The organism is Myxococcaceae bacterium JPH2, assembly GCA_016458225.1.
Lineage (GTDB): Bacteria > Myxococcota > Myxococcia > Myxococcales > Myxococcaceae > Citreicoccus.
Window position 1 is genome coordinate 177,874 of the sequence record JAEMGR010000015.1, and the last position, 26,699, is coordinate 204,572.

Here is a 26,699-nt window from a genome sequence, read left to right on the forward strand (position 1 = left end):
TCATGTACGGGGAGCGTGAGAAGGCACTGAGGAAGACGCTCGGCAGGAACGCGCGTGCGGCTCGCGAACGCCAGAAGCTGACCCAGGCGGACGTGGCGGAGCGCATCAACCTGGCCACCGAGGTCTATGGTCGGATCGAGCGCGGTCGCTCGTTTCCCAGCATTCCCACTTTTCTCCGGCTATGCCATGCCTTGCATGAGCCGTCGGACCGGATGCTGGGTTTGGAGGACACGGGCGGGCTCGGAGACATCGAGCTGGCGCTGGTCACCGAGCCGACAGCGCCCGCGGCGGGCGAGCACCCGCCGGAGCTCCGGCGCCTCCTGCGCACACTGCAGGGTTGCGAACCGGGCGAGCTGCGGGCCCTGAGGCGGCTCCTGGCGGCGATGAAGAAGCCCATCCGCTGAGCGGAGCCCCACGAGCGAGCGGGAGCCTTCGTCCGTGCGTGGCTCGCGAGGATGGGCCATGCTGGCCGGGCCATGAATGGTCCGGACCCGGAGGCGGGTTCCCCTCTCATCCTGTCGTTCCGCCACCTGTTGACCGAGGCCGTCGGCAGCTTCCTCGACTCAGCGGAGATGCCCTGCGCCCAGACGGCGGACGCGCTGAGCGAGCTGCTCGTCACGCTGTCGCGCTACCGGGAGGAGGGCGCGCCCCTCTTCCCGATGGCCTTCGTGGGCGATGACCTGGGGGACATGCTGGAGCTGCTCGGTGGGCATGACCCCATTCCCATCGGCTCGGGGCCGCGCAACCGCGCCACCATCCAGCGCGCCCTCAAGCAGTGCGCGCCCTTGGGACAAGGCCGCTGGTGGGCCCTCTACCTGCTGCGCGTGCCGGAGGGGCTCACCTACGGCATCTTCCGCACCGACCCGTTCCCCCTGACCGAGACGCCCCTGGAGCGACTGCGCCGCGCGGGGACGCAGGCGTCGCATGTCGTTGGGGTGCTGCAGCTCGCCGACAACATCATCGAGCTGCGCGCAGGAGGCGACCTCTGCCGACACGTGTACCTGTCAGGCGCACGGGTTGACGTGGACCCACCGTCGGTGGTGCTGCGCGACCTGGCGCACGCCGTCACGGAGCAGGTGTTGCCCTCGAGCCGCGAGGCCGCGCGGGGCTTCTTCCAGCGAGTGTTCTTCGAGGTGATGCAGGGCTCGCACGGGACGCTCGTGGCGGTGCTGCCTCGGGAGCGCGCGGGCTCCGCGCTGTTCGTGGATGGCATCCTGCTGCCGCGTCCGCTGGACGTGGTGTCGCTGCTGGACCGCTATCAAGCGGCGCCAGATGACGCGGCGGCCTCGGCGGTGCGCGCCACGGCGCAGCTGTTGCGCGGGATGCTGGCGACGGACGGCATCACCGTGCTGCGCGCGGATGGGTGCATCCTCGGGTACAACGTCTTCGTGCGGCATCCGGAGACGCTGGCGCGACAGCCCGCGTTCGTCGGTGGCGCGCGGCGGCGCACCTTCGAGGTGCTGTGCGCGGCGCTCGGCTCCGAGCTGGCGGCCGCGTTCATCCGCTCCCAGGACGGTGACGTGGCGTGTCGTCGCGCGTAGCGGCGGGAGGCGCACGGCGCTCGCACGGATTTGCGGTGCTCTCCTGATTTGAATCAGGGGCGGACCTCCGAGTGTGTCACGCACGCGGCACAGAACCCTGTGGGTTCGACGCGGCGACAGCGACGCTCTGCGTGGGAGGAAGATTGAGATCGTCAGAGGGGGCGTTATGCTGTCACGCGCCGTGCGACCAAGCCCCCACCCGTTCCGCGCGCATGCCGCGCTTCCCTTGCTGCTGGCGTGCCTCTCCGCGTTCCCCGCGATGGCCCAGAAACTCCCGGACGTCCTCGTCACGGGAGACCCCGTCGCCCCTTCGCCAAGTGAGGTGGGAACCGGGCTCTGCATGGCGTCGAGCAAGTGGACGAAAACTCTCAACGAGTTCCCACAGAGCACCGCAACATATATTGGGGACTTGAACACATACATGGAGGAGACCAAGCCGACTCGAGTTAGCTCGGTCCTCCGCACGGCGTTCGATCTCTCCAACAATCTTAACGACGGTCGCGTGCTCAGCTACGGCGATTTCGTCGGCGTGGTCGCAGACTGTCCTCCGGGAGGATGTGGCTTCCACTACAACGCCTCAAACACATCATTCGTTTCTCGATTTCGAGGCTATCTCAACGTCACACTAGGCATGACGAATCGGCCATTGCACTTCGGCTTCTATGTCGACGACGCAATTAGCCTGACCGTCATTGATCGCGCCAAGCAGCGCTACAACATCGTCCTGCGCCCGCCTCAACTCGGAGCGCCAACGTGGCGAACAACCAATAGCGTTACGTTTTATCACTCCGGCCTTTACCCCGTTGAACTCCTCTACGTCCAAATCGTAGAGCATGGCGCGCTAGAGCTCTCAATTCTCGACGGCTCATTCACAGACTACGAGCGAACCGCCAACGATTCCCCAGTTGTCCCCCTATCAAGCGCCAACTTCGCGCTCGCACAGACCGCCCAGTTCTTCCAGACCGACAACGGTCGCCCCTCGTACCCCACCGACCTGAACAAGTGCGAGCAGTGCAATCGCGACGACGCCAACAAGGACGGCAACAGCACCTGCGGCCCGTATTACTACTGCAACGCTGCTGCGCTTTGCGCCCCCTGCAACACTGCGCTCTCGTGTGGTTCCGCGTGCCTCGCGTGCGGCCCCTCGACTCCGATCTGCGCCGAACTCAACGGAGTGACCAAGTGCGTGCAGTGCACCCAGGACTCCCAGTGCCCCAATGGGCGCTGCGACCTGACCGACAACTTCTGCCGCGGATGCAATGACGACGGCGACTGCCCCAACGGGCGCTGCGACCTCAGCGACAACGTCTGCCGCGGCTGCAACGACGACACGGACTGTCCCCAGACCGGGCGCTGCGACCTGAGCGACAACACCTGCCGCGGATGCAACGACAACGGCGACTGCCCCAACGGCCAGCTCTGCGATGTCCCGACCGCCACGTGCGTCGAGTGCCTCACCGACAAGAACTGCCCGCCCAAGCAGGTCTGCGCCACCGAGACCCACCAGTGCCGTGAATGCAACCAGGACGCGGATTGTGAGCGCGGCCTGCGCTGCTCCGACCACGTCTGCGTCGTCTGTGACAGCAACACGGCCTGCGCCGGCAACTCGTGCAACTGCTGCCCGAATGGCACCCAGTGCGCGGCCCCGACCCCGGGCGCGCCGCCGTCCTGCGTCGAGTGCACGTCCGACAGCCAGTGCGCCGCGGGGCTCCGCTGCGACACCGCCAACGGGCGCTGCGTGACGCAAGTCCCCGAGTGCAACACCGCTGACCGCTGCGGCCCCGGCTGCTCGAAGTGCCCCACCGAGCGCCCCTTCTGCCTCGACGGCGAGGTCTGCGTGCAGTGCCGCAACGACCTCGAGTGCGGCGCGGGCCAGTACTGCCTCAGTGGCGAGTGCGCCTCCTCCACCACGGACCGGCACTGCGGCTCGCGCGGCACCGCGTGCACGGGCGCGACCCCGTTCTGCCTCACGGATGGCTCGGTCCAGAACAGCAGCTGCGTGGGCTGCCGCAATGACACGGACTGCGGCAGCGGCTCCTGCGACGCGACGACGCACAGCTGCACCAACACCGGAGCGTGCGCGGTGAGCTGCGCGGCGGGGCTCGTCTGCGACGGCACCGCGTGCGTCGAGTGCTACGCGGACGCGCACTGTCCCTGCGGTGGAACCTGCGACCTCTCCTCGAAAACGTGCAGCACCTCGTGCGAGGACAGCGGGGACTGCCTCGGCGTCCAGTTCTGCTCGTCCGATACGCAGCAATGTGAGCGCGGCCGGCGCAAACCCGGCACCGAGCCCAAGGGTGGCGCCTTCTGCTGCGGCACCACCGCCGATGCCACCCCCGCTGGCAGCACCGTCATGATGCTGCTGCTCGCCGCGGGCTTCATGCTCCTCCGCCCTTCCCGCCGCGTCCGATGAAGCCCTCGCTCTCCCTCATCCTCCTGCTGGCGTTGGGCCTGGCCACTCCTGCCCTCGGCGCGCCCGACGCTCGCTTCGACATCCAGCTCTTCCGGCCGTCGGGTGCGCCGCAGGACCTCGTGCTGGTGAGCCAGTCGCGGCCCCTGTCGCACCTGTCCGCGTCCGCGGGGCCGTACTTCAGCTACACGTTCAATCCCTTGACCCTCGTGCCCAAGGACGGGGACGTGGGGAAGATCAGCCTCGTGGGCAACCGCCTGCAGCTCGACGTCATGGGCTCGGTCGGTCTGTTTGATTGGGCCGAGGTGGGCGTGGATGTTCCCCTCATCCTCGCGCAGGGCGGACAGAACCTGGAGGTCATCGGCACCGAGGGCTCTGTCGCCAGCTCCGTGCTCGGGGACCTTCGCCTCACGGGCAAGGTGGCAGTCCCAGGCCTGCGCCGTCCCGCGGAGGGCCATGGCTTCGGCGCGGCCCTCACCCTCAACGTCAGCTTCCCCTCGGGTGACCAGGAGGCGTTCGCCAGCGATGGCGAGCTGACGTGGGCGCCCGGGCTCGTGGTCGACTACCGCTTCGAGTCCGGCATCCTCCTCGCGTTCAACGGGGGCTTCTGGAAGCGACCGGACCACATCTTCAACAACGTGAAGCTCGGGGACATGGCGCCGTTCGGCCTGGGCACCGAGGTCCCCATCCTGCGCGGCAGCGGCATCACCGCCCTGGCCATGGTCAGCGGCGCCGTGGGCCTGGAGAAGTTGCCGGGACAGGCTCGGCAGGTGCCCGCGGAGCTGCTCGTCGGCTTGCGCTGGTACAGCTCCACGGGCGTCACCTTCACGTTCGGCGGCGGCGCGGGATGTGGATGCTCGCTGGGCTCGCCCACGCTGAGCTTCTTCACGTCCATCATCTGGGTGCCCGCGAAGACGCGCGAGTGGGAGGCCCTGGAGCGCTTCAAGGATCCGCCCAAGCCTCCGCCTCCGCCCGTGGATCCGGACGGCGACTCGGTGATTGGTGACAAGGACCGCTGCCCGGACATCGCGGGCCCGGTGGAGAACGCGGGCTGCCCGGATACGGATCGCGACAACGACAAGGTCGTGGACCGACTCGACAAGTGTCCGGACGTACCTGCTGGGAGCCACGGCCGTGACGGCTGCCCGCTCGCGCGCATGTCGGGGAACAAGATCGTCATCCTGGAGCAGGTGAACTTCGCCACCGACCAGGACGTCATCCTCTCCGAGTCCTTCCCCATCCTCGAGGAGGTGTCTCGCGTGATGACGGACAACACGAGCATCGACCGGGTGCTCGTGGAAGGACACACGGACTCACGCGCGAGCGACGCCTACAACCTGGAGTTGTCGAAGCGCCGCGCCGCGAGCGTGAAGCGCTTCCTCATCGAGAGCGGCGTCGCGGCGGAGCGGGTCTGCTCGCAGGGCTTCGGGCGCAGCCGGCCCGTGGCGGACAACGAGAGCGAAGAGGGGATGGCCCTCAATCGCCGCGTCGAGTTCACCATCCAGCCTCCGAGCGAGGGACCGCGTCCGCCGTGCCCGGATGAAGAGCCTCCGGCGAAGAAGGGCCGCAAGGGCGGACGCGCGAAGCCGACCTCTGCCCCCGTCGCGCCTGCCCCTGGCGGGGCGAAGAAGTAAGCGCGAGCATCACAGGAGCGCGGCCTCGCCACAGAGGCCGCGCGTCCTGGTTCCACAGAATGAATCGGCGCTGTGCTTCGAGCCCTCCGAGAGGAGGCTCGGCTGACTGCGCCAGCGCGCTCCCCTCCTCCGCACGAAATCACCACACCACGCGGAGACCCGCTGGCGAACACGGCGCCCCATCGACCAGGGCAGAGGCGCGGCGACGCGCGCGCATCACGCGACACGGCGTCGCGTGGCGCGTGCACCGGCGTCCTTCGATGACGAAGACGCCGGAGCAGCCGAGTCCACTCACCGCCCGACGATGAAGTCCGCGGCCGTGCGTCGGCGTCCCGCGACGACGGAGACCACCGCGCGGCCCACGCCCACGGCGGTCACTCGCCCCTCGGGGGACACCGTGACGACGGACGCGTCCGACGAGAACCACTCCAGCGGAACCTTGTCGAGCACCGCGCCGTTGCGGTTGTACGCACGGGCCTGGAGCTGAATCGACTGGCCCATTTTCTTGAACGTGTACGACGTCAGGTTGAGGCCCAGGCGCACGAAGTCCACGGGCACGACCTGCACGGCGATGGCTCGATTCAAGTGTCCCAGCGAGGCCGTCACCGTGGCCACTCCGGGCGACGCGGCCACGAGCAGACCGTCCTTCACGTACGCCACCGCCTCATCGCTGGAGCGGAACGCGATGGCCGGATTGGGGATGATGTGTCCCTGCTCGTTGCGCGCCACCATGTGCAGCTTGATGGTGCGGCCCGTCTCCACGAAGTCCGAGCCCGGGGCTCGCACATCCAGCGCGCTGAGGATGGTGAGCTCCAGCGGCACCGCCGCCTTCGCGCGACCTCCCTGCACGCCGATGATGGTCTTCCCCGACTTGCGCACCACCACGGTGCCGTCGTCTTGCACCGAGGCCACCTCGGGCGCGGAGCTGGTCCAGCGCAGGCGAGGACTCGCCATGCGCTGCCCTTCCGCATCCTGGACGGTGTACTCCAGCGCCACGCTCTGTCCCGTCGCGCGCAGGTAGCGCACCTCGGGAGGTTGCAGGGTGATGGTGGTCGGCGTGGGGCCGCACGCGCTCAGCACGCTGAGGGCGAGGAGGCCAAGGAATGGGCGAACAGGCAGGCGCGACGTCGTCACGGCACGAGGAGGGGGAGTCGGGTCGTCGCGTCGGGGACGCCGTCCGAGGCTCGGGCGGTACCGCGACGCGCTCCCGTCCCGGAACAGCGGCCCGGGACGGGGATGCGCGAGTCTACCGTTCACTCGCGCGGCTGGCGTGAAAAGACCCCGCGCGTTCGTTCGCTCGCCCTGCGGCGAGAGACACGGCCCCTACTCGCTCCACTGAAGTCGAGGCGGCATCCACTCCGGCCCGTCCCCCGGCACTCGGTGCAGCGGCGGCACGTAGGGCCCCAGGGGCTCGCGCCGCCACCACGCCCCGGTCCGCTGGCGCTCCTCGCGTGAGGTCATGCGGTAGTCGTACAGCCACGCGCGAACATGCCGGGGCGGAGCGTCCGGGAAGGGGTTGCCCGCCAGCAGCCCAAGCACCTCGGGCGCGCCCTCCAGCAGCCGCCCCAGGAACGCGAGGAACCACGAGGGCGGCCGCCCCAGCGCCGCGAACCACATCTGCCAATCCAGTCTCGGCTGATGCGGGGCCACCTGCCGAGGCACCTGCCGCACGTCCGACACCTTGAAGCGGAAGGGGTACGGCCTCCAGTGCACCCCATCCTCCGAGCCCTCCACGACAATCTCCGGACGACTCACGGTCATCACCGCGAAGAGGCCATACCGGTTCAGCGAGTGCAGCGGACGCGCGGCGGCCTCCAAGCGGTCCAACCATTCGAGGACGCGGCGTGGTCGTCTCGGCGGCCACCACGAGAAGCGCTGGAGCACTTCCGTCGCGCTCAGGACGCCCACGGGCACGGCGGCCAGCGCCGACAGCACCGCGCGCCATCTCGGGCGAGGTCGCGGCGCATCCCTCCACAGCCGAGCCGGCACCACCCGCCGCAGCGAGGAATCATCCAGCAGCCACAACCCCAGCGACCAGGCCTGGAGGTTGAAGAAGCCATAGTTGCCCGTGGCGCTGATGACGGCTTGGAGGAATGTGAAGCACGCGAAGGCGAAGCGCCGCGCCTGTCTCGGACCGAAGACGAGGAGCGGCACCACGGTCTCCAATCCCAGCACCAACAGCGTGGCGGCGCGCTGGAACCCTCGCGGCAGGTGGTGCGCGTACCAGCCGCCTCGCGTCGGCAGCGGCGCGGTCTCGTAGTAGACGCCGCACGCCGTCAGCTCGCGCCACGTCCGGTCTCCCGACTGGAGCTTGCTCAACCCCGAGCCGAGGTACAGCCGGAACACGAGCAGGCGGAAGAGGAGCACCTCCCACGCGGCCGGCTCGTGGTGACCCAGTCCCGGCCGCAGTCCACCGGGCGCGGTGAGCGCCGCGAGCAGCCCCATCTCCAGGAGCAGCACGTCCCACTGGAACGAGAGGAACTCACGCCCCAGCGAGACATAGGACAGGTACAAGCCCCACAGCAGCGTCGCGCTCAGGCGAGGCGCCACGTCGAACAGCAGCGCCACCGACAGCGCCTGCCCCGCGCGACACCCGCGCACGAGCGTCGCGTCCGAGGCATCCCACCAGAACAGCGACAGAGCCCTCCACCCACGATGCCGCGAGGCGGAAGCGCGCAGCGGTGGATCCACGGCCTCGCGAATGGGCCGGATGCCACGCGCGCCATAGAGCCCGAGCACCTGACTCCCCAGTGACGTGAACGCGATGAGGAACGTGCCGCCCAGCAGTCGCAAGAACACCCAGCGCACGGCGCGATAGCGGGGCACCTGCGTCGAGCGGCCGAACAACCATCGGTCCCATCGCGCCGCGCCTCGACGGTGGCGCGCCACCACCGCGTACACGCTCCCCGCGACGTGCCGCACGCCCGGCAGCAAGCCCAACGCCGCCAGCCAGCGCGTGCCGACGCGGGGCGACCAGGTGAGCATCCGGAAGACGGCCTCCGCGCCCGAGGACCGTCGGCCCTCGGGCTCCACGAACTGCATCGCGCGCCGCGCCTCCTCGCGGGAGATGCCGAGCAGCGCGCGCAGCCACCACCGCGAGGGCTCGAACCGCACGCGGCCTTGCGTGCGCTCCATCCACCGCCGAACCCAGCGCCGACAGAATCCGCAGTCCCCGTCGTAGAGCACGAGGGGTCGAGTCCTCACGGCCGCGCGCATGCCTCCCCCATCCTCGAAGGATGGACGCGGACCGGGCATCGGGGGAGCAAGCCTGGCGGGCCGCTCGGAGGGCGGCACGTCGGGCAGAGGGTGGCAACGAGATGAGGGTGCCTAGCTTTGACGGCATGAGCGAGCCCAAGGCCAAGGCCCGGAAGACCATGGAGGTGGTGCGCGGCGTGCACCACTGGACCCTCGCGGACGAGCGCATCGGGGGGATGCGGAGCGACGCCTACGCGGTGGTGGACGAGGACGGCGCCGTCACGCTCATCGACCCGTTGCCCATCGACGAACAGAGCCTGCGTCGGCTGGGCTCCATCGTCGGCATCGTGCTCACCGCGGGCAATCACCAGCGCTCGGCGTGGCACTTCCGCAAGAGCCTCGGCGTTCCGGTCTGGGCGCCCGAGGGAGCGCTGGGCCTGGAGGAGTCACCGGACTACCACTACGTCGCGGGCGACACGCTGCCCGGCGGGCTCAGCACGTTCCAGACGCCCGGCCCCACCGAGGCGATGTTCACGCTGTGGCTCCAGATGCATCCGCACGCCGTCGTCTTCATCTCGGACCTGCTCACCCATGACGGCAACGGCACGCCCCGCTTCGTCCCGAGCGAGTACCAGGATGAGCCCGCGCGCACGCGCGTGAGCATTCAGCGCATCCTGGACCACCTGCCCGTGGACACCGTGTGCTTCGCGCACGGCAAGCCCATCGTGAAGGACGGGGCCTCGGCGCTCCGGCGCGCGCTCGAGCGCGACACCGAGGCGCCATCGGCTCCCGCGCCCTGACTACTTCACCGCGCCGCCCGCCATCTTCGGCCCCGGGGCAACGGGCAACAGCGCGAGTCGGCAGTTCACCGGCAACGTGAGCGCCACCTCCTCCAGGGACACGGGCCGCTGCTGCACAGCCTCCGGCGCGGAGCAATCCACCGGCCCCAGCGCCGCGACCTCGGACTGCGCGGACAGCGTGAAGGCGCGGGTCCGCTCGACCCAGCGACGGAGCAAGTCCGCGCGGTGGGCGTCCGCGTCGCGCAGCGAGGCCTCGGGGGCATTGAAGAACAAGCGCACGCCCTGCTTCTCCGACTCGCTGGCCGTCGTCTTGGACACCTGGAGCAGCCGGGCCATCAGCTCCGAGCGCGCCCAGAAGTCCATCGTCGCCGGCATCGCGACCTGCAGCTCTCCATGCACGGCGATGGACGCCTTCTCCGGATCCGTGGAGAACTTGCGGAGGCTTCCGGTCTCGGTGCCGAAGGTCTTCATGCGCGGCACCACCTCCGCGTGCGTGGCCTCAGCGGCGGCGCGCACCAGCTTGTCCACCACGGCCTTCAGCGCAGGCAGCGCCTGCGCGGGGACCTCCGACTCCTGCCGAACGCTGAAGCGCATCGTCAGCAGATCCGGTCGCACGACCTTGTCCGCCGGAACCGTCGGAGTCGAGGGAGCGCCCCCTTCACTCCCGTAGTCCGACGCGTACGAGACACCCGAGGACCCGCACGACGACGTCCAGAGGCAGGACAACAACAGGCACGACGGGAACACGAGGCGACGAAAGGACATGTGGAACTCCGGAAGTGACTTGGCCGTGTGGCCATATCGCGAAAACGAGTGGGGCCCCTGAGCCTTGCGTCCCCTCCTCCTGATGACGGATGCCGCCGTGAGCGGTCACTCCCGCCCAGGCGCAACCTCGCGCAACAAGACGTGCCCGGCGTCCAATCCGGGAGGAACAATCTCCACCCGCTGTCCCGCTTCGGCGCGCGCCAACACCGTCCCCAACGCCTCCAGGTCCGTCACCGGGATCCGCCGCGTGGCGACGCTGCCCGAGCCGCGCGCCATGGCCGTCGCGACGGCGGTCGCGTCCCGCAGGTCCGTCTCATAGACGAACGTGCGCTCCGCGTACTCGTGGCCTCCCGGGACGCGCCCCACGAGCCGCAGCGCGCCCAGTCGCGTGTGCACGCGCAGGCTCAGGTTGTCCCACTGCGCCACGCCGCGCAGTCGCGTCGCGCGCAGCATGCGCAGCGTGAGCGCCTTCACCCACGCGCCCGCCCCCGTGCCGGGCAGGAAGCTCAGCAGCGACACCCCGATGAACAACCCCGGCGTCAGCGAAGGCGCCGCGTAGTACGCCGCGCCCACCGCGAGCGCATCCTCCGCCAGCCCCAGGTGCTCGCGCGCGCCCGGCTTCAGCATGCGCGCCGGACAGCGCACCAGCCCCACCGCACCCGGCATCAAGTACAGGTCCGACAGCACCCAGCGCGGCACACCGATTCCGCCGAACGCGAACTGGTTGAGGGCGAGGTACTGCCGCGCCAGGGCCTCGTGCTGCTCGGCGGGCAGGTGCGTCACCCGAATGCCCGCGGGCGCAAGGTCCAGGGACTCCGCATGCACCGCGGATCCGAGCGCGGCGAAGGACAACGCGGGATGGTCGCGCTGGAACTCCGCCGCCATCGTCGCGAGCGCGTCACCCATCGGCTTCCAGCTCCCGCGCGACAGAGGACAACCGGAAGGCCTCCGGAATCACCACACGCGAGGGGTCCACCCACGCGCGCGACACGAGGCAACGCGACGAGCCGCCGCCCTTCTCCGTCAGCTCGGGCATGGGCAGCGACACCACCCGCATTCCCAGCGACTCCACGAGCCGCACCACCCGCTCGGGCACCACCGAGGGCGCCAGCAGGTCCTGCCCCATCGGGAGTCCGTTGGTCGCGTAGTGGCGAATCTCCGCCTCGCTCACCGTCAGCAGCCGCTCCGCGCCGAGGCGGTGCAGCAGCGCCGCGTGCGACTCGGGCGCGAGGACGTCGGGGCACACGAGCATCCGGCCCACCGCGGGCAACGGCAGCACCGCCATGTTGCCGTGGAAGGCGGGCTCGCGGACCTGGAGGTGCAGCTGCTCCCCAGGGAAGTAGCGCGCGGCCGCGTCCAATCCGTCGCGCGTGGTGCGCCCGCCCCAGAACAACAACGTCACGCCCTCGAAGGTGGCCACATCCCCGTGCGCCTCCCAGATGCCCACGCCAGGGTCCACGACCTCCATGCCCAGGGCGCGCGCCAGCGGGGCCCAGTGCGCCCGCTCCTCCTGGCGATGGGCGCTCATCATCCGAGGCAGCAGGAACAAGGGCGGCGCGGACTCGCGCGCAATCACCTGACCGCACTCCGCCGCGTAGGGCATCCCCGTGAGGACCTCCGAGGGTGAGGGCAGCGCGACCACCGTGCCGCCGCGCGCCTCGATGCCTCGCGCCAGCGCCAACCACTCACGACGGGCGCCCCGCGCATCCACCTGCGCGGCTTCCCGACTGCGGAAGTTGGAGCGCCCGCGCAGCGCCCAGCCGCGCCCCGGCGGCGACATCAGGAACAAATCCATCATGACCCAGGACTTCTACTCCTGGCCCCCGCGCGCCCACAACGCGGGCCAAGGTCGTCCGCGCCCCACGGGGGCAAGACAGACACATGCAAGGCATTCCCTGACGCGCAACGCGATGCGCTGCAAGTCATTGGACGCAGCAAGTCACGACATCGCCTGAAAATCTTTCAACACATCAAATCAAGCAAGTGGCCACTTATCTCATGAGCCTGATTTGCAATATATTCCTCACAAGTGGGTCACGACCGTGTCTCAGGACATGGCGCGCCCGCGGGGGGGATACACCTTGGAACCGGGCAGAACGTCAATTCATCTCATGGGCAGTGGTGCGCCCGCGACCGCTCGTGCGGAGGTCTCCGCGCTTCGGACACCGGCACCCATCTATCTGGATCATCACGCGACGACACCCTGTGATGCGCGCGTCGCCGAGGCGATGTGGCCCTTCCTGGTGGAGTGCTTTGGCAACCCCGCCAGCCGGCTGCATGCCTATGGCTGGGAGGCGGAGCGCGCGGTCGACGAGGCTCGCGCGCGCGTCGCGGAGCTGCTCGGCGCGGAGTCGGATGAAATCGTCTTCACCAGCGGCGCCACGGAGAGCAACAACCTGGCGCTGCTCGGGGTGCCGCAAGCCAGCCGCGCGCCGCGGCGCCACGTGGTGACCACCGCCGTCGAGCACAAGTCGGTGCTGGAGCCCGTGCGGTGGCTGGAGCGCCAGGGCTGCGAGGTGACGGTGCTCCGCGTGCCCTCGGACGGACGGGTGCGCGCCGAGCACGTCCAGGCCGTCTTGCGTCCGCACACGGTGCTGGTGAGCGTGATGCACGCCAACAACGAGACGGGCGTGCTCAATGACATCGCCGCCATTGGCGCGCTCTGCCAGGAGCACGGCGCACTGCTCCACACGGACGCCGCGCAGACCGCCGGCAAGGTGCCGGTGAAGCCGCGTGAGCTGGGGGTCGACCTGCTCTCGCTGTCGGGCCACAAGTTCTACGCTCCCAAGGGCGTGGGCGCGCTGTACGTGGGCCCGCGCGCCGCGCACGGACGCCTGGCGCCGCAGGTGCACGGCGGGGGACAAGAGGGAGGACTCCGGGCGGGGACGCTGCCCGTGCATCAGCTCGTCGCGCTCGGGAAGGCCTGCGCGCTGGCCCAGGCGGAGATGGCCGAGGAGTCCGCGCGCCTCTTGCGCCTGCGCACGCGCCTCTTGAGCCGGCTGCGCACGCAAGCGCCGGGGCTCAGTGTGAATGGAGACCTGGAGCACCGACTGCCCGGCAACCTCAACGTCAGCTTCGACGGCGTGGACGGCGAGCTGCTCATCGAACAGGTGCAGCACCACGTGGCGCTCTCCACGGGCTCGGCGTGCATGTCCACCAACCTGCGGCCCAGCCATGTGCTGCTGGCCATGGGCGTGTCCGAGGACCTGGCCAACGCGAGCCTGCGACTGGGCCTGGGCCGCTTCACCACCGAGCAGGACGTGGACACCGCCGCCGAGCACATCGTCCGGGCCGTCCTCCACGCCCGCCTTCCCACCGCACATTCCTGAGAACCCACCATGAATGACTGTCCCTTCTGTCGAATCGCAGGACACGAGCGCGTGCTGCTCACCACGCCTGGAGCCCGCGTGATGTGCGACGCGCGGCCGGCGCTCGCGGGCCACCTGCTGGTGGTGTCCGAGACGCATGTGCCGTCCGCGGAGGACCTCTCCGCGTGGGAGTACCAGTGCTTCCGCCGCGCGCAGCAGGAGATCGCCGCGCGCGTGCATGCCGTGTTCGGCGAGGTGGGCGTGTACGAGCACGGGCGCTCCGCCATCTGTCGCTTCCACTGCGCGGACCGAGGTGACACCCACGGCCATGCGCACGTGGTGCCCGTCTCGTGCGACCTCATCGAGCGCACGGGCTTCACCACGCGGCTCGGCTACCGCCCGCCCGTGGATCAGCTCGTGGAGACGGACCGCTACGTGTACCAGGAGGCGGGCGCCACGCCCGAGAGCATCTGGGGCTTCGGCGGAGGAAACGTGCGCCGGCACTTCGTGCGCTCGGAGCTGCACCGCGTGCTCGAGGAGCGTGGCGCGCGTTGGGTCCCGCTGGACGCGCCGCCCACCGAGCATCGCGAGGCCAACGAGGAGTCCGTCCGATTGCTGAGCACGCCGACGACGCGAACGGATGCGTGCATCCAACTCGCGGGAGAGTCTTCAGCCATCCGTGAGGAAGCGGCGCGCACCCTGGCCACGCGCCTGGGCTGGGCGCTGGTCCGCCCCGAGGCCGTGCTGCGACTGGCGGCTCGCCACGAGGCGGCCTCGCCGGGCAAGAGCCTGGGCGCGGCGCTGGAGTCGCTGCTCCGTGCCGTCGAGCAAGGCACGGTGCGCTTTGGTCCCGAGGGCCTCGCGGAGCAGGTCGCGCCGGCGCCCACGCCCGCCATGCTGGCGCGCGAGGCGCAGCTCGCGAGCGACCCCGTGGCCTGGGAGCGCCTCGGCGACGTGCTGCGCGCGGTGCTGCGCGCGCGTCCCTCGGTGTTCGTGGGCCTGGGGGCTCACGGGTCGCGCGGCGTGCCCGGCACCGGGTTGGTGGTGCACGTGTCGGAGAGCGCGGCGCGCCCCTCGGGCACGCCCTGGAGCGAGCGGCACCTCGACACCACGAGCCTGACTCCCGAGCAGATCGCGGAGTGGGTCGCGGAGGCCTGGGCCCTGCGCCATGACGCCGCCACGCCGGAACGCCTCAGCGTGACGGGATGAAGCCCCTCGCCCCTCTTTCCTCCGGAGACTCCGTGTCCTCTCCCAGTCCGGCATCGCTGGCGCCCAACATCCCGCGCTTCTACGCGTACTCGCTGCTGTCCACGCTCAGCTTCTGGTTCCCCATCTGCATCCTGTACTACCAGGCATGCGGGCTGAACTACGGGGAGATCATGCTCCTCGTCGTCGTGCAGTCCGTCTTCCAGTTCGCGCTGGAGGTTCCCAGCGGCGTGCTCGCGGACCGCTGGGGACGCAAGAACTCGCTCGTCGTCGCCGCGGCGTGCAAGGTCGTCTTCCTCGCCCTCTTCCTCGTGGGCAACGGGCTCATGACGTTCGTGCTCGCGTCGGCCGTGCTCGGCGCGCACCTCGCCTTCGAGTCCGGCGCTGACTCCGCGTTCCTCTACGACACGCTCAAGGAGCTGGGGCAGGAGTCCGAGTACCGCGCGCACGAAGGTCGCTCCTGGTCCTACCGGATGATGAGCATGGGCGTGGGCTCGCTCGTGGGTGGCGCCACCGCGGAGGTGTCCCTGCGTCTGCCCGTGCTGCTCACGCTGCTGGGCTCGGCCGCGGCCCTCGTGGTCACGCTCACCTTCCGCGAGCCTCCCCATCACCGCGCCTCGCGCGAGCGCACGTCGCTCACGCACATGCGTCACGCGGCCACGGTGGTGTGGACGAGCGGCCCCATCCGACTCCTCGTCCTCTTCTCCAGTTGCATGGGCGCGGCGATGCTCACGGGGTTCAAGTTCTCACAGCCGTACATGCACGCGGCCGGCGTGGACCTGAAGTACTTCGGCGCCATCTACTTCGTGTGGATGGCCTCCAGTGCGCTGGCCGCGCGCAGCGCGCACCGGCTCGTGGCCTGGATGGGCGAGACGATGGCGTTGCTCACCATCCCCGTGCTGCTGGGCGCGCACTACTTCTTCCTCGCTTGGAGCACGAGCCTCGCGGGCGTGGGCGTCATCCTCGCCAGCCAAATCACCAGCGGACTGGTGCGCCCCCTCGTCAACGACACCCTCCACCGTCGCATCGAGTCCTTCCATCGCGCGACGGTGATGTCCTTCGCGGGCTTCTTCCAGAGCCTCGTGTTGATGGTGCTCTCGCCCCTCTTCGGCGTGCTGGCGGATCGACACTCGATGTCGGCGGCGCTCGGCGCGGAGGGCGTCTTCGTCTTCGTCTCCGGGCTCATCCCGCTGGCGATGCTCGCCATGCTGCCCCGTGAGTCCACTCCCCTCCAACCCACTCCCGCGGCGAGCCCCGCTGGAACTGGAGGCTCCGCGTCATGAGCGAGCCCAGGATGTCCGCCGCACCGTCTCCCACGCCCTTGCAGCCCATGGAGCCGCGCGGCCTCGTGCCTCGCATGCCTTCGACCCCCACGGTGCCGCCCGACGCGCTCGTGCCTCACGGCCCCGTGGAGGGCTGCCGCTGGTGCGCGCGGAGCGCGGAGGACGAGGACGTGCGCTTGGGAGGTGAGTCCTTCGCGCTGCGCTCGGGCAGCACGCCGTCGCGAGGCATGGAGCACGTGCTCTTTCCGCGCGCCGCCTGGGGACAGCACCTCACGCGCGCGCGCCTGACGCAGGTGCTCGACTTCGTGGCCACGCGGCTGGGGACGTCCTGGACCGCCCGCTTCACGCCCGAAGGCGAGGGCCCCGCGCACTTCCAGGTCCGCCTGGGACAGAGCGCCGAGCCACTGCGCGTCCACGTCGCCACCACCGAGGTTCCGCTCTCCCTGCCCGTGCAGCGAGGCCGCGCGTCCGCGGGGCTCGTGCGCGGCTGGGGCCATGGCGCGATGGTGGTGAAGGCGGACGGCGCGGAGCCGGCCGTGACGCTCGGCTGGGACCTCATCGAGCACCTGCTCGTGGAGAACGTGCCGCACCAGGTGTTCGCGTGGCGCGAGGAGACGGGCATCGTGCTCGCGGTGCTCACGCGCCTCACCGAGGAGGCGCTGGAGACGCACTATCGACAGTCCCTGCGCGGCGTGGCCACGGCGCAGCGTCGTGATGGCCAGCGCGCCTTCTCCGAGCGGCTGCGCCTGGGCTCGAGCGGCCTGTGGGTGGCGCTGGGCGATCTCGACAAGCTCCAGTGCCTCAATCGGCTCTACGGTCGGCGGCTGGTGGGTGACGAGAGCCACGGCATGATTCGCCGACTCTTCGAGCGACTGGATGCCGTGGCCCGACGCGACGGCGCGTGCTTCTACCGCTACCTGTCGGGTGATGAGTTCGGCGTCATCTCGCGGCCCGGGGCGACGGCCTCCGAGTTCGGCCGCACGTTGGAGTCCATGCGCGCCTCCGCGCGGGAGCTGGCGCGAGAGCTGACCGTGCTGCGCGTCACCGGCGTGGAGGGCTGCGAGCAGGACGTGGGCGAGCTGCCCTCGGTGGCCGCGTGGCTCGCCGAGCCCAATGGCGGCCTGCGCCTCCTGGTCTGGAAGCACCCGGAAGCGGGCGCGGAGCAGACGCGTTCCGAGTGGGAGACCCGGCTGCGCGCACGCCATGGAGACGGCGTGGAGGTGCGCTCGCATCCCTTCCAGGACGGTGTCCTCTGGGCCCCCACGCTCTCGCTGGGCGCCACGCCCGCGCCCGATGTCCCTGGCACCGAGCAGGAGCGGTTCGCCCAGGCCATGGCGCTGGCCACCGCGCTGTGCAAGCAGGCCAAGACGCGGCGGGACTGCCTGGTGTTGGTGGAGCATCCGCCTCAGGACACGGAGGACGGCGAGAAGGACTCGGCCATCCTCCAGCCGGACTCGCGGGCGCTGCTGCACTGGCTCCACGGCGAGGGCGCGCTGTCGCTTCCTCGCGAGCTGCGCGACCCGGTGACGGGGCTGTGGAGCCAGGAGGCGCTGGAGGGCGAACTGCTGGGGACAGGGCTCGCGACGCGGGACACGTTCATCCAGCTCACGGACAGCGCGTACACCTCGGCGCGCTTCATCGAGCAGGAGCACCGCCCCATCAAGTGGGGGCCTGACCATGGCGGCAAGTCCATGGGCGCGCGCATCATGGCCGTGAACGAGTTCTATGGCTTCGACGCGGGCTCGGAGGCCATCCAGCTCGTCGCCGCTGCGGTCCTGAAGCACCTGCGGCCCGCCTGGCGCGAGCGGGTGCGCGTGTCTCGCGCGCCTCCCGACAAGGTGCAGGTGTGGCTCGCGGTGCCCGCCTCCGCGCGGGAGGTGCTCGACTTCCTGGACGACGTGCAGCGCGAGATGAACGCCGCGCTGAAGCCCGGACTGTTCGCGCGCCTCAAGGCAGTGCGCATCCAAGGCGAGCACGTGTCGCGTGGCGCGGAAGTGTTGGACATGGTGGATCCGCTGCGCTCGCTGGAAGAGACGGTGGACCTGGACGAGTCTCCGCGCGAGAAGCAGGAGACGGGCACGGGCAACGTGCTCGCCAGTCACGACATCCCACCGAGCGACACCGCGCGCCGCGGTGCCTTCCAGGCCGCCAGCGCGCGCTTCCTGGAGGCCCAGGCGCGAGAGTCCGCGGACGAGCTGCTGCGCGTCTACCGGGACCGCCGACCCGACACCTGGACGGCTTCCGTCAACGAGGACGCGACGGCGGGCGCATGGACGGTGGTGATTGGTGGCGCCCACGGCGCGGGGAAGAACACGTTGGCGGAGCGCCTCACGCGAGCGGCGGGCTTGAGCGCCTACAACGTCGGAGACCTCAAGCGCCGCATGGCCGCGGTGCGAGGCTTCCCCAGCGTGCAGCGCTACGGCACCTCGCTCGACTCCGGTGCCGCGCGCGAGCTGGATGCGTTCCTGGATGGACTCCAAGCGGAGCGCGTCCTGCAAGGCGGAGCGCTGCTGCACAGCTTCTTCGGCCCATGGGTCGCGGCGAAGCTGGCTCCCGAGCTGGCTCGGCGCGGAGGACGCCTGCTGCGGGTGCTGCTGACCTGCCCGCTGGAGGAGCGCGCCCGACGAGTCCAGACACGCCACGCCGAAGGTGATGACTCCGGCACGGTGGAGGAGATCCACGAGCGACTGAGGGCGAGGGACGCGGCGGATCTCGCCAACCTAGCGAAGCTCGCGGGAGCAGCGGACGCAGAGGCACTGCTGCATCCCGAGCGCTATGACCTCGTCTTCGACACCTCGACACTGAGCGCGGATGAGATCGCCGCACGGGTGCTGGAGCGACTCGCCGCCGACGCGTAACGCCAGGGCAAGCCACGTTGGCGGAGCGCTGAAGCGGCACTCCGCCGACGTGTGATGCGCGGGTCCGAGGACGGGCACAGAACGGAGGTGGCGCTCCACTGGGCGCGCCTCAAGGCCCGCGATGGCGAGAGGAGAGAGGCCGCCTCGCCGCCGATGCGCAACCCGAGCCCAGCCACGAGGCGAAGCGTGGCGCGAGGTCCAGATACGGCGCAGGTGCTCGCGCCACTCGACACCGCCGCGCGAGGCTCGAGGCTCCACCGACACGCGATGCAAGGCCCTGGGCATCGGCGAGTCCTCGCGGACGCAGGGCGCTGACTGCACGCTGGCGCACCCTGCCTGCGCTTCGCCGTAGCCAGCCGCGCCCACTCGGGCGAGGCTTGGCCCTCCCGTGGACGAGACGAGCCTTCCCGACCCCGAAGCCCTTCGCCCCTTGCTCACCGCCGCGCTGGCGCTGCCGGCGTTGCAGCCTCACGCCGTGCGACTGGAGCGCCTCCTCGAGGACTACACGCGCGGCGTCGCACGCAAGGACGCACCGCTGACCGTGGCGCTCGTCGGCGCGACGGGCGCGGGCAAGTCCACCCTGCTCAACGCGCTGGCGGGACAGGCGCTCGCGAGAGAAGGCGTCGACCGGCCAACGAGCACCGCCGCCACGGTCTTCGCGCCCGAGGGCGCCAACGTCGAGTCCCTCGCCCAGACCGGCGCGCGCGTGGTGCGCTACACGCCCGGCCCCGAGGGCCTGTGGAGCGGTCAGGTCTTCATCGACACACCGGACCTCAACAGCGTGGCCACCACTCACCGCGAGGTCGCTCGGGCCATGCTCGAACGCGCGGATGTGGCGCTCGTGGTCCTGCACCGGGGCAGCGTGGCCGAGGCCACCCAGGTGGAGTTCCTCACGGAGTTCGCTCGCCGGCGCGCGCTCGTCTTCCTCCTCAACTTCGCGGACGAGCTGTCGGAAAGCTCTCGCGATGCGCTCAAGGCCCAGACCCGGAAGCTCTCCTCCGAGCAGTACGGACAGCCGCCGGAGTCCGTGCCCGTGTTCGCCATCAGCGCGCGCGCGGCGAAGGAGGGGCGAGACGTCTCAGGAGAGTTCGGCGCGCTCCTCTTCCACTTGCGAGGGCTCGCCACCCAAGCGGTGGCCGCGCGGGTGCGGCGCGCCAACGCCATGGGAGCCCTGGACGAAATGGCCACCCGCGTTCGCGAAGCCCTCTCCGAAACCGAAGCCCTGCTGACGCGCACGCACGCGGCGCTGGACTCGGGACTGGGCCGCGCGAACGAGGCACTGCAAGGGGACTTCGAGGCGCGGCTCGCCCTGGCACAGGGCCACCTCGCGTCCGAGGTTCGACGACAAGCAGCGGGGCGCTTCTGGGGCCCTGCCGCATGGGGGCTGCGCCTGTCGCTGTGGGGCGCGAGTGGACTGGGCGCGGCGGCGCTGGTGTCGCGCGCCAGCCTGCCCGCCGGGCTCGCGGTGGCAGCGGCCTCCACGGTGGTGGATGCCGTGAGGGACCGCACCCGCGCGAGGGCCGCGGAGGTGGCGGTGGTGGAGCCCTTCGAGGACGACTTCTCCGCGGAGTCCGCCGCGCGCACCGCACTGGCGGAAGCGCGCGCGGTGGCGCGAGGCAGCGGGCTCGACGCACAGACGCTGGGCGTGCCGGAGGTGGACTCGCTGCTGGCGGAGCTTCAGGTGGCTCGCGCGGGCGCGTGGCGCTACACGGCGAGCACGGCGGTGGCGGAGACCGTGGCCGGGTGGTGGCGCACGGCGCGCTGGCTGTTGCTGCCGCTCATCAACCTGCCCCTGCTCGCGCTCTTGGGGCACGTGGGGTACCGCGTGGTGCGCGCGTATGTGGAAGGCCCCCTGTTGCCGCTCGCGTACTTCGTCAACGCGGGGGCCCTCTTCGCGCTGCTGTCCGGCGCGGGCGCGCTGCTTGCGTCAGCGAGTCTCGCTGGCGCTGCGCGTCGCGCTCGGGTCGCGGGTCGGACGCGCTTTGTCGAGGCCCTCGCCGCCCTGGGCGGGAGGCTGGGAGAGGCCGTCGAGAATGGCCTTCGCCCCGGGAGGGAGGCCGCGCGGCGCCTGCTCCTGCTTCTCGGCGGAGGGCGCTGACATGGACATCACCGAATCACCCGGCGCGTGCGTCCCCTCGTTGGAGGCCATGATGGGCTGCTGCGCCTTCTCGTTGCACATCGGCGCGGAGACCTGCGTGTCGCGCACGGGGTCGCCGTAGCCCACGATGCGCGCGGGCACCGAGGGGTTGTTCCACCCGTTGCCCGTCTCGCGAGCCACCTTGAAGTGCAGGTGCGCGCCGCAAGCCCAGCCCGTGGCGCCGGAGTAGCCGATGAGCTGCCCCTGCTTCACGCGCTCGCCGGACTTCACCACCACCGCGCTGAAGTGCAGGTACTGCGTCTCCAGTCCATCCCCGTGGGAGATGACGACGTAGTTGGCCGCGGGCGCGAACTTCTCGTCACAGCCGCCCATGGTGCTGTCCCCGCGCGCCATGCGCACCACCCCGTCGCGCGCGGCGACGATGGGCGTGCCCTCGGGCATGCGGAAATCCCAGGCGTAGGTGTCGTTGTGCAGATGACTGCCCGTCTCGTGCCCCTGGCTCACGGTGTAGATGCGACCACACGCGAACGGAACCCCGACCTCGGGCTGGGACACGGGAGAAGCGGGCGAGGAAGTCGCTGGCGCCACGGCAAGCAGCGACCCGAGAACAAGTGCGGAAAGATTCATGAGAGGGCGGGCGGGTAACGGCGGCAAGGCCGCGCGTTATTTCCCAGACATTCTGACGCAAAACCGCAAGCGGCCCAACCCGTCCACCCGGGCCTCGCTCCCTCTGCAGGCGAGGCTTCCTCGCGCCTCCCAGCGGGCTCCCGCCCAATGACAGTCAAGCCGCTGCCCGCCTGCCCGCCGCAATGACTGACATGTTCGGCACGCCTCCTCCCCGACCTGACACGCCCCTCGCCCGCTCGCTCCCCCACGCGAGTCGGCCCACGTGCCAGGACCTCCCACCTCCGCGAGCAGGAAAGCGACCAGGAAAGTGACTGGTCACTTTTTATCCAAGAGACTACATTGCGCTCACATGGCTCCGAGGTCCCCCGGAAAGACAGGCGCGCGGCCCCCGCGCCGCACCCAGCAGGAGCGCCGCGAGACGACGCGGCGCAAGCTGCTCGACGCCACCATCGAGACGCTGGTGGAGCTGGGCTACGCGCGCCTGACGACGGTGGAGGTGGCGAAACGGGCGGGCGTGTCGCAGGGGGCGCTGTTCTCCCACTTCGACACCAAGGAGGAGCTGCTCGCGGTCGCCGTGGAGCACCTCTTCCCGCGGCTCATCCAGGACTACCTGGCCAGCGTGAGCGCGCGGCAGGCAGGCAGGGACCGCATCGCCGCGGCGGTGGACATGCTGTGGGCCATCTACCAGCGGCCGGAGCTCCAAGCCGCCATCGAGCTGTACGTCGCGGCGCGCACGGCCCCGGAGCTTCAGGCGGCGCTCGCGGTCGTGGATGGACCGCACCGGCAGAACCTGCATCGCGTGGCGCGCGAGCTGTTCCCCGAGGCCGCCTCACACCCCGACTTCGACGACGTGGTGGAGCTGGCGCTGGACGCGGTGCAGGGCGCGGCGGTGGGCGGAGCGGCCCGCCCGGCGGACCCAGCGCACCGGCGCATGCTCGACACCCTCGCGCGCTTCATGCGCGCCACCCTGGTTCCCCCACCGCGGCCTCGGCGCCGCGCCCGTCTCTCGGAGGGCTGACGTGGACGCACCGCACATCCCGGACCTCATCCTCCCCGCCATCCCCGTCTTCGTCCTCACCGTCGTGGCCGAGGCCCTCTGGGTCAAGAAGCAGCGCGACGAGGGCCGGGAGTTCGCCGGCCACACCTGGAAGGACACCGCGGCCAGCCTCTCCATGGGCCTGGGCAACGTGGCCATCAACGTGTTCTGGAAGGGCGTGGCCTTCGCGGGCTACCTGGCGCTGTATCAGCTCACGCCGCTGCGGCGCGGCTTCGGCGCCATGGCCTGGGTGCTCCTCTTCTTCGCCGAGGACCTCTGCTACTACGCCTTCCACCGGGTCCATCACGAGAGCCGCTTGTTCTGGGCCTCGCACGTGGTGCACCACTCCAGCCAGCACTACAACCTGTCCACGGCGCTGCGACAGACGTGGACTCCGATGACGGGATGGCTGTTCTGGGCGCCGCTCGCGCTGGCGGGCTTCCACCCGGTGATGATCGTCACGCAGCAGTCCATCAGCCTGCTCTACCAATATTGGATCCACACCGAGGCCATCGTCCGGCTGCCGCGTCCGCTGGAGTGGCTGTTCAACACGCCGTCCCATCACCGCGTGCACCACGCCTCGAACCCGCGCTACATCGACAAGAACTACGCGGGCATCCTCATCGTGTGGGATCGCCTCTTCGCGACCTTCGAGCCCGAGGGTGAAAAACCCGTGTATGGACTGACGAAGAACCTGCGCACGTTCAACCCGGTCCGCATCGCGTTCCATGAGTTCGCCGCCATCGCGCGGGACGCGCTCAAGCCCGGGCCGCTCCGGCAGCGCTGGGGCTATGTCTTCCGCAACCCGGCCTGGAAGCCCGAGCCGCCCACCGTGGACGCGCCGCGCCCCTCCGCGTGAGCCCGCCGACGCGCCAGGGTGTTCAGCACCGGGCCGATGCCTGGGCATGGGTGGACTTCCGTGAGGCGGCACGCTCGCGCGGCTTCCCTCCCCCGGGGCGGAAGGGCTAAGCCACGCCAGCGCGGCCCCACCCGGGCCCGGACCTTCCGACGCCCCAAGGCGAGGAGATGCCATGACCGAGCGTGAGCTGTGGGAGCGGTACAAGCGATACCTGTGCGTCGTCCCGTCCGTCGGGTTCACGCTGGACATCTCGCGCATGAGCTTCCCGGCGGACTTCCTGGAGCGCATGCGTCCGCGCATGGAGGAAGCCTTCACCGCGATGGACGCGCTGGAGAAGGGCGCCATCGCCAACCCGGATGAGCAGCGCCGCGTGGGGCACTACTGGCTGCGCGCGCCGGAGCTGGCGCCAGAGCCGGGCCTCGCGAAGGAGATCCGCGACACGGTCGCCGCCGTGCACCGCTTCGCCGAGGACGTGCACGCGGGCCGGGTGCGCCCCCAGAAGGCCGCGCGCTTCACGCACGTGCTGCTGGTGGGCATCGGCGGCTCGGCGCTGGGGCCGCAGCTCGTGGCGGACGCGCTGGGCACGGCGCGGGACGCGATGCAGGTGTCCTTCTTCGACAATACCGACCCGGACGGCATGGACCGCGTGCTGGCCACGCTGGGCGAGCGGCTGGCCGAGACGCTCACCGTCGTCATCAGCAAGTCCGGCGGCACCAAGGAGACGCGCAACGGCATGGTCGAGGCCGAGCGCGCCTATACGCAGCGCGGCCTGGACTTCGGCGCGCACGCGGTCGCCGTCACGGGCGATGGCAGCGAGTTGGACCGGTACGCGAAGGCCCATCACTGGCTGCGCACCTTCCCCATGTGGGACTGGGTCGGGGGACGCACGTCGGTGATGTCGGCGGTGGGGCTGCTCCCGGCGCGGCTCCAGGGGCTGGACATCGACGCGATGCTCGCGGGCGCGCGGGACATGGACGTGGCGACGCGGCAGCGGGACATGGCTCGCAATCCCGCCGCGCTGCTGGCGCTCATGTGGTTCCACGCGGGCAACGGACGCGGAGCCAAGGACATGGTCATCCTGCCGTACAAGGACCGGCTGATGCTCATGTCGCGCTACCTCCAGCAGCTCGTGATGGAGTCGCTCGGCAAGGAGAAGGACCTGGACGGCAAGGTGGTGAACCAGGGCATCGCCGTCTACGGCAACAAGGGCAGCACGGATCAACACGCGTACGTGCAGCAGCTGCGCGAGGGCGTGAACAACTTCTTCGTCACCTTCATCGAGGTGCTGAAGGACCGTCAGGGCGAGTCCATGCGCGTGGAGGACGGCGTCACCAGCGGCGACTTCCTCCTGGGCTTCCTGTTGGGCACGCGCCGCGCCCTCTTCGAGAAGGGCCGCGAGTCCGTGACGCTCACCGTGCCGGACGCGAGCGCCCGCACCGTGGGCGCGCTCATCGCGCTGTACGAGCGCGCCGTGGGCCTCTACGCCTCGCTCGTGCACATCAACGCGTACCACCAGCCCGGCGTGGAGGCGGGGAAGAAGGCGGCCGGCCGCGTGCTGGAGCTGCAGGCGCGGCTGCTCGCGCGGCTGAGCGAGGCCCGCGCGGAGGCTCGCACCGCCGAGCAGCTCGCCGCGGACCTGGGCGCGCCGGATGACGTGGAGACGGTGTTCAAGCTGCTGGAGCACCTGGCCGCCAACGGCGACCACGGCGTGCGCCGCGTGGAGGGCGCCTCTCCGGTGGAGGCGCGCTTCCAGGCGAGCTGAGTCACGCCTCGCGCAGGCGGCGCACCCAGCGATCTCTCTGGAGGGGCTGGAAGCCCTCACGAACGTAGAGGTGGGCCACGCGCTCCTGGCCCACCCCCACCTCCAGGTCCACCGCGAGGCAGCCCCGCGCGGCGGCCTCCGTGCAGGCGGCCCGCACGAGCCCGGTGCCCACGCCCGCGCCTCGGTACGCGGCGAGCACGTAGATTTCCTCCAGCCAGGCCGCCATGCCCTCGTGCTCCAGCGACCAGTAGCAGGGCACGTAGGCGGCGCCCACGGGCTGACCCTCGGGCGTGTGAGCCAGCACGAAGAAGCCACGCTCGGGCCAGTCGAGCACCGGACGGATGACACGCGTCAGGCGGGTGGAGTCCACGGCAATCTCTTCATCGTGGAACTGCGCGGCCATCAGCAGTTCGAGCGCGGAAAAGTCCTCGGGGAGGGCGATCCGGTACGTGACGTCCATCGTGGGGGCTTCGTATCATGAACGCTTCCTCACGAAGCCCCCTTGGCGCCACGCGAGCCGAGGGTAGAAGGCGCCGCATGGACTTGCGACTCAACGGGAAGACCGCGCTCGTCACCGGCAGCAGCCGAGGTATCGGTCGCGCCATCGCGGCAACCCTCGCCCGGGAGGGAGTCCGGGTCTGCCTGACCGCCCGAGGCGCCGAGGCCCTGGAGGCCACCGCGACCGAGCTGCGCGCCGAGGGCGCGGAAGTGACTCAGGTGGTCGCGGACGTCGCCACGCCCGAAGGGGCAACCCAGGCGGTGGACACAGCGGTCCAGGCGTTGGGAGGTCTGGACATCCTGGTCAACAACGTGGGGGGCAGCGGGGGCGCGGGCACCTTCGACTCGGCCACGCCCGCGCAGTGGACGGACGTGCTCAACCGCAACCTCCTGTCCGCGGTGTGGTGCAGTCAACGCGCGGTGGAGGTGATGCGCGAGCGCGGCGGCGGCAGCATCGTCCACCTCAACTCCATCTTCGGCCGCGAGTACGCCACCAGCGCGCCCTACACCACGGCCAAGTCGGGCCTCACCGCGCTCACCAAGGAGATGGCGGTGGACCTGGCGCGCCACCGCATCCGCGTCAACGGCGTGGCGCCGGGCTCCATCCTCTTCCCGGGAGGGAGCTGGGACCGTCGCCAGAAGGCCGAGCCCGAGAAGGTGGCCCGCATGGTGCGCGACGAGATGCCCTGGGGCCGCTTCGGCGTCCCCGAGGAGGTGGCGGACGTCGTGGTGTTCCTCTGCTCGGAGCGCGCGCGCTGGGTGACAGGCGTCACGCTCCCGGTGGATGGCGGACAGGGCCGTGCCTTCTGAGCCCCCGAG

At 70.5% G+C, this 26,699-nt stretch carries 20 protein-coding genes and 1 pseudogene; 14 read left to right on the forward strand and 7 right to left on the reverse strand.

The features are described 5' to 3' along the window. Positions 1–2 precede the first annotated feature (2 nt). The 4 genes from JGU66_22835 (at position 3) to traB (ending at position 5,585) form a co-directional block, all read left to right on the forward strand. On the forward strand, positions 3–404 hold the full coding sequence (locus JGU66_22835) for a helix-turn-helix transcriptional regulator (protein ID MBJ6763616.1): 402 nt from the start codon (positions 3–5) through the stop codon (positions 402–404). Between the two features lie 72 nt (positions 405–476). Further along, positions 477–1,541 (forward strand): hypothetical protein, encoded by a 1,065-nt coding sequence (locus JGU66_22840; GenBank protein ID MBJ6763617.1) that lies wholly within the window; start codon positions 477–479, stop codon positions 1,539–1,541. Positions 1,542–1,707: 166 nt separating this feature from the next. Then, positions 1,708–3,954, forward strand: coding sequence for a hypothetical protein (locus JGU66_22845; protein ID MBJ6763618.1), 2,247 nt, complete (start codon positions 1,708–1,710; stop codon positions 3,952–3,954). Further along, positions 3,951–5,585 (forward strand): outer membrane exchange protein TraB, encoded by a 1,635-nt coding sequence (traB, locus tag JGU66_22850; protein ID MBJ6763619.1) that lies wholly within the window; start codon positions 3,951–3,953, stop codon positions 5,583–5,585. The genes JGU66_22845 and traB overlap by 4 nt, the downstream gene beginning before the upstream one ends. 291 nt (positions 5,586–5,876) lie before the next feature. Here traB and JGU66_22855 read toward each other — a convergent pair whose 3' ends face one another. Both JGU66_22855 and JGU66_22860 read right to left on the reverse strand, forming a co-directional pair. Next, positions 5,877–6,719, reverse strand: coding sequence for an Ig-like domain-containing protein (locus JGU66_22855; GenBank protein ID MBJ6763620.1), 843 nt, complete (start codon positions 6,717–6,719; stop codon positions 5,877–5,879). Positions 6,720–6,908: 189 nt separating this feature from the next. Beyond that, complete coding sequence (locus JGU66_22860) at positions 6,909–8,801, reverse strand: lipase maturation factor family protein (protein ID MBJ6763621.1); 1,893 nt, start codon at positions 8,799–8,801, stop codon at positions 6,909–6,911. 125 nt (positions 8,802–8,926) lie between these two features. On the opposite strand from JGU66_22860, the gene JGU66_22865 reads away from it, so the two are divergent. Next, complete coding sequence (locus JGU66_22865) at positions 8,927–9,580, forward strand: MBL fold metallo-hydrolase (protein ID MBJ6763622.1); 654 nt, start codon at positions 8,927–8,929, stop codon at positions 9,578–9,580. On the opposite strand, the gene JGU66_22870 is transcribed toward JGU66_22865, so the two are convergent. From JGU66_22870 to JGU66_22880, 3 genes are all read right to left on the reverse strand, one after another. After that, positions 9,581–10,345, reverse strand: a complete 765-nt coding sequence (locus JGU66_22870; GenBank protein ID MBJ6763623.1) for a hypothetical protein — start codon at positions 10,343–10,345, stop codon at positions 9,581–9,583. A gap of 105 nt (positions 10,346–10,450) precedes the next feature. Continuing rightward, positions 10,451–11,251 (reverse strand): hypothetical protein, encoded by an 801-nt coding sequence (locus JGU66_22875; protein MBJ6763624.1) that lies wholly within the window; start codon positions 11,249–11,251, stop codon positions 10,451–10,453. Then, positions 11,244–12,140: an amidinotransferase gene (locus tag JGU66_22880; protein ID MBJ6763625.1), complete on the reverse strand. Its 897-nt coding sequence runs from the start codon at positions 12,138–12,140 to the stop codon at positions 11,244–11,246. Before JGU66_22880 ends, JGU66_22875 begins: the two co-directional genes overlap by 8 nt. A gap of 316 nt (positions 12,141–12,456) precedes the next feature. Between JGU66_22880 and JGU66_22885 the strand changes: the two genes are divergently transcribed. The 5 genes from JGU66_22885 (at position 12,457) to JGU66_22905 (ending at position 21,098) form a co-directional block, all read left to right on the forward strand. Further along, positions 12,457–13,674, forward strand: a complete 1,218-nt coding sequence (locus tag JGU66_22885; protein MBJ6763626.1) for a cysteine desulfurase — start codon at positions 12,457–12,459, stop codon at positions 13,672–13,674. Positions 13,675–13,683: 9 nt separating this feature from the next. Continuing rightward, positions 13,684–14,862, forward strand: coding sequence for a hypothetical protein (locus JGU66_22890; GenBank protein MBJ6763627.1), 1,179 nt, complete (start codon positions 13,684–13,686; stop codon positions 14,860–14,862). Between the two features lie 32 nt (positions 14,863–14,894). Beyond that, entirely contained in the window at positions 14,895–16,142 is a 1,248-nt protein-coding gene (locus JGU66_22895; protein MBJ6763628.1) for an MFS transporter, read from the forward strand. Further along, positions 16,139–19,000, forward strand: a complete 2,862-nt coding sequence (locus JGU66_22900) for an AAA family ATPase (protein ID MBJ6763629.1) — start codon at positions 16,139–16,141, stop codon at positions 18,998–19,000. Before JGU66_22895 ends, JGU66_22900 begins: the two co-directional genes overlap by 4 nt. A 388-nt stretch (positions 19,001–19,388) precedes the next feature. Beyond that, positions 19,389–21,098 carry a 50S ribosome-binding GTPase gene (locus JGU66_22905; protein MBJ6763630.1) on the forward strand — a complete coding sequence of 570 codons (1,710 nt, stop codon included), beginning with the start codon at positions 19,389–19,391 and terminating at the stop codon, positions 21,096–21,098. On the opposite strand, the pseudogene JGU66_22910 reads toward JGU66_22905, so the two are convergent. Further along, positions 20,982–21,725, reverse strand: a pseudogene (locus tag JGU66_22910) (M23 family metallopeptidase). The gene JGU66_22905 and the pseudogene JGU66_22910 overlap by 117 nt on opposite strands. Before the next feature lie 349 nt (positions 21,726–22,074). On the opposite strand from JGU66_22910, the gene JGU66_22915 reads away from it, so the two are divergent. The 3 genes from JGU66_22915 to JGU66_22925 all read left to right on the forward strand — a co-directional run bounded on the left by JGU66_22915 (position 22,075) and on the right by JGU66_22925 (position 25,382). Further along, positions 22,075–22,743: a TetR family transcriptional regulator gene (locus JGU66_22915; GenBank protein ID MBJ6763631.1), complete on the forward strand. Its 669-nt coding sequence runs from the start codon at positions 22,075–22,077 to the stop codon at positions 22,741–22,743. A gap of 1 nt (position 22,744) precedes the next feature. Next, entirely contained in the window at positions 22,745–23,620 is an 876-nt protein-coding gene (locus tag JGU66_22920; GenBank protein MBJ6763632.1) for a sterol desaturase family protein, read from the forward strand. A gap of 172 nt (positions 23,621–23,792) precedes the next feature. Further along, positions 23,793–25,382 carry a glucose-6-phosphate isomerase gene (locus tag JGU66_22925; GenBank protein MBJ6763633.1) on the forward strand — a complete coding sequence of 530 codons (1,590 nt, stop codon included), beginning with the start codon at positions 23,793–23,795 and terminating at the stop codon, positions 25,380–25,382. Between the two features lies 1 nt (position 25,383). On the opposite strand, the gene JGU66_22930 is transcribed toward JGU66_22925, so the two are convergent. Next, on the reverse strand, positions 25,384–25,842 hold the full coding sequence (locus tag JGU66_22930) for a GNAT family N-acetyltransferase (protein MBJ6763634.1): 459 nt from the start codon (positions 25,840–25,842) through the stop codon (positions 25,384–25,386). A gap of 77 nt (positions 25,843–25,919) precedes the next feature. On the opposite strand from JGU66_22930, the gene JGU66_22935 reads away from it, so the two are divergent. Next, positions 25,920–26,690: an SDR family oxidoreductase gene (locus JGU66_22935; GenBank protein MBJ6763635.1), complete on the forward strand. Its 771-nt coding sequence runs from the start codon at positions 25,920–25,922 to the stop codon at positions 26,688–26,690. The last annotated feature ends 9 nt before the right edge of the window (positions 26,691–26,699 follow it).

Excerpts from the sequence above, each read along its gene's own strand:
- JGU66_22930 (MBJ6763634.1), bottom strand. The coding sequence starts at position 25,842 with ATGGACGTCACGTACCGGATCGCCCTCCCCGAGGACTTTTCCGCGCTC.
- JGU66_22875 (MBJ6763624.1), bottom strand. The coding sequence starts at position 11,251 with ATGGGTGACGCGCTCGCGACGATGGCGGCGGAGTTCCAGCGCGACCAT.
- JGU66_22935 (MBJ6763635.1), top strand. The coding sequence starts at position 25,920 with ATGGACTTGCGACTCAACGGGAAGACCGCGCTCGTCACCGGCAGCAGC.
- JGU66_22890 (MBJ6763627.1), top strand. The coding sequence starts at position 13,684 with ATGAATGACTGTCCCTTCTGTCGAATCGCAGGACACGAGCGCGTGCTG.
- JGU66_22835 (MBJ6763616.1), top strand. The coding sequence starts at position 3 with ATGTACGGGGAGCGTGAGAAGGCACTGAGGAAGACGCTCGGCAGGAAC.
- traB (MBJ6763619.1), top strand. The coding sequence starts at position 3,951 with ATGAAGCCCTCGCTCTCCCTCATCCTCCTGCTGGCGTTGGGCCTGGCC.
- JGU66_22915 (MBJ6763631.1), top strand. The coding sequence starts at position 22,075 with ATGGCTCCGAGGTCCCCCGGAAAGACAGGCGCGCGGCCCCCGCGCCGC.
- JGU66_22925 (MBJ6763633.1), top strand. The coding sequence starts at position 23,793 with ATGACCGAGCGTGAGCTGTGGGAGCGGTACAAGCGATACCTGTGCGTC.
- JGU66_22900 (MBJ6763629.1), top strand. The coding sequence starts at position 16,139 with ATGAGCGAGCCCAGGATGTCCGCCGCACCGTCTCCCACGCCCTTGCAG.
- JGU66_22880 (MBJ6763625.1), bottom strand. The coding sequence starts at position 12,140 with ATGGATTTGTTCCTGATGTCGCCGCCGGGGCGCGGCTGGGCGCTGCGC.
- JGU66_22860 (MBJ6763621.1), bottom strand. The coding sequence starts at position 8,801 with ATGCGCGCGGCCGTGAGGACTCGACCCCTCGTGCTCTACGACGGGGAC.
- JGU66_22865 (MBJ6763622.1), top strand. The coding sequence starts at position 8,927 with ATGAGCGAGCCCAAGGCCAAGGCCCGGAAGACCATGGAGGTGGTGCGC.
- JGU66_22845 (MBJ6763618.1), top strand. The coding sequence starts at position 1,708 with ATGCTGTCACGCGCCGTGCGACCAAGCCCCCACCCGTTCCGCGCGCAT.
- JGU66_22885 (MBJ6763626.1), top strand. The coding sequence starts at position 12,457 with ATGGGCAGTGGTGCGCCCGCGACCGCTCGTGCGGAGGTCTCCGCGCTT.
- JGU66_22840 (MBJ6763617.1), top strand. The coding sequence starts at position 477 with ATGAATGGTCCGGACCCGGAGGCGGGTTCCCCTCTCATCCTGTCGTTC.
- JGU66_22870 (MBJ6763623.1), bottom strand. The coding sequence starts at position 10,345 with ATGTCCTTTCGTCGCCTCGTGTTCCCGTCGTGCCTGTTGTTGTCCTGC.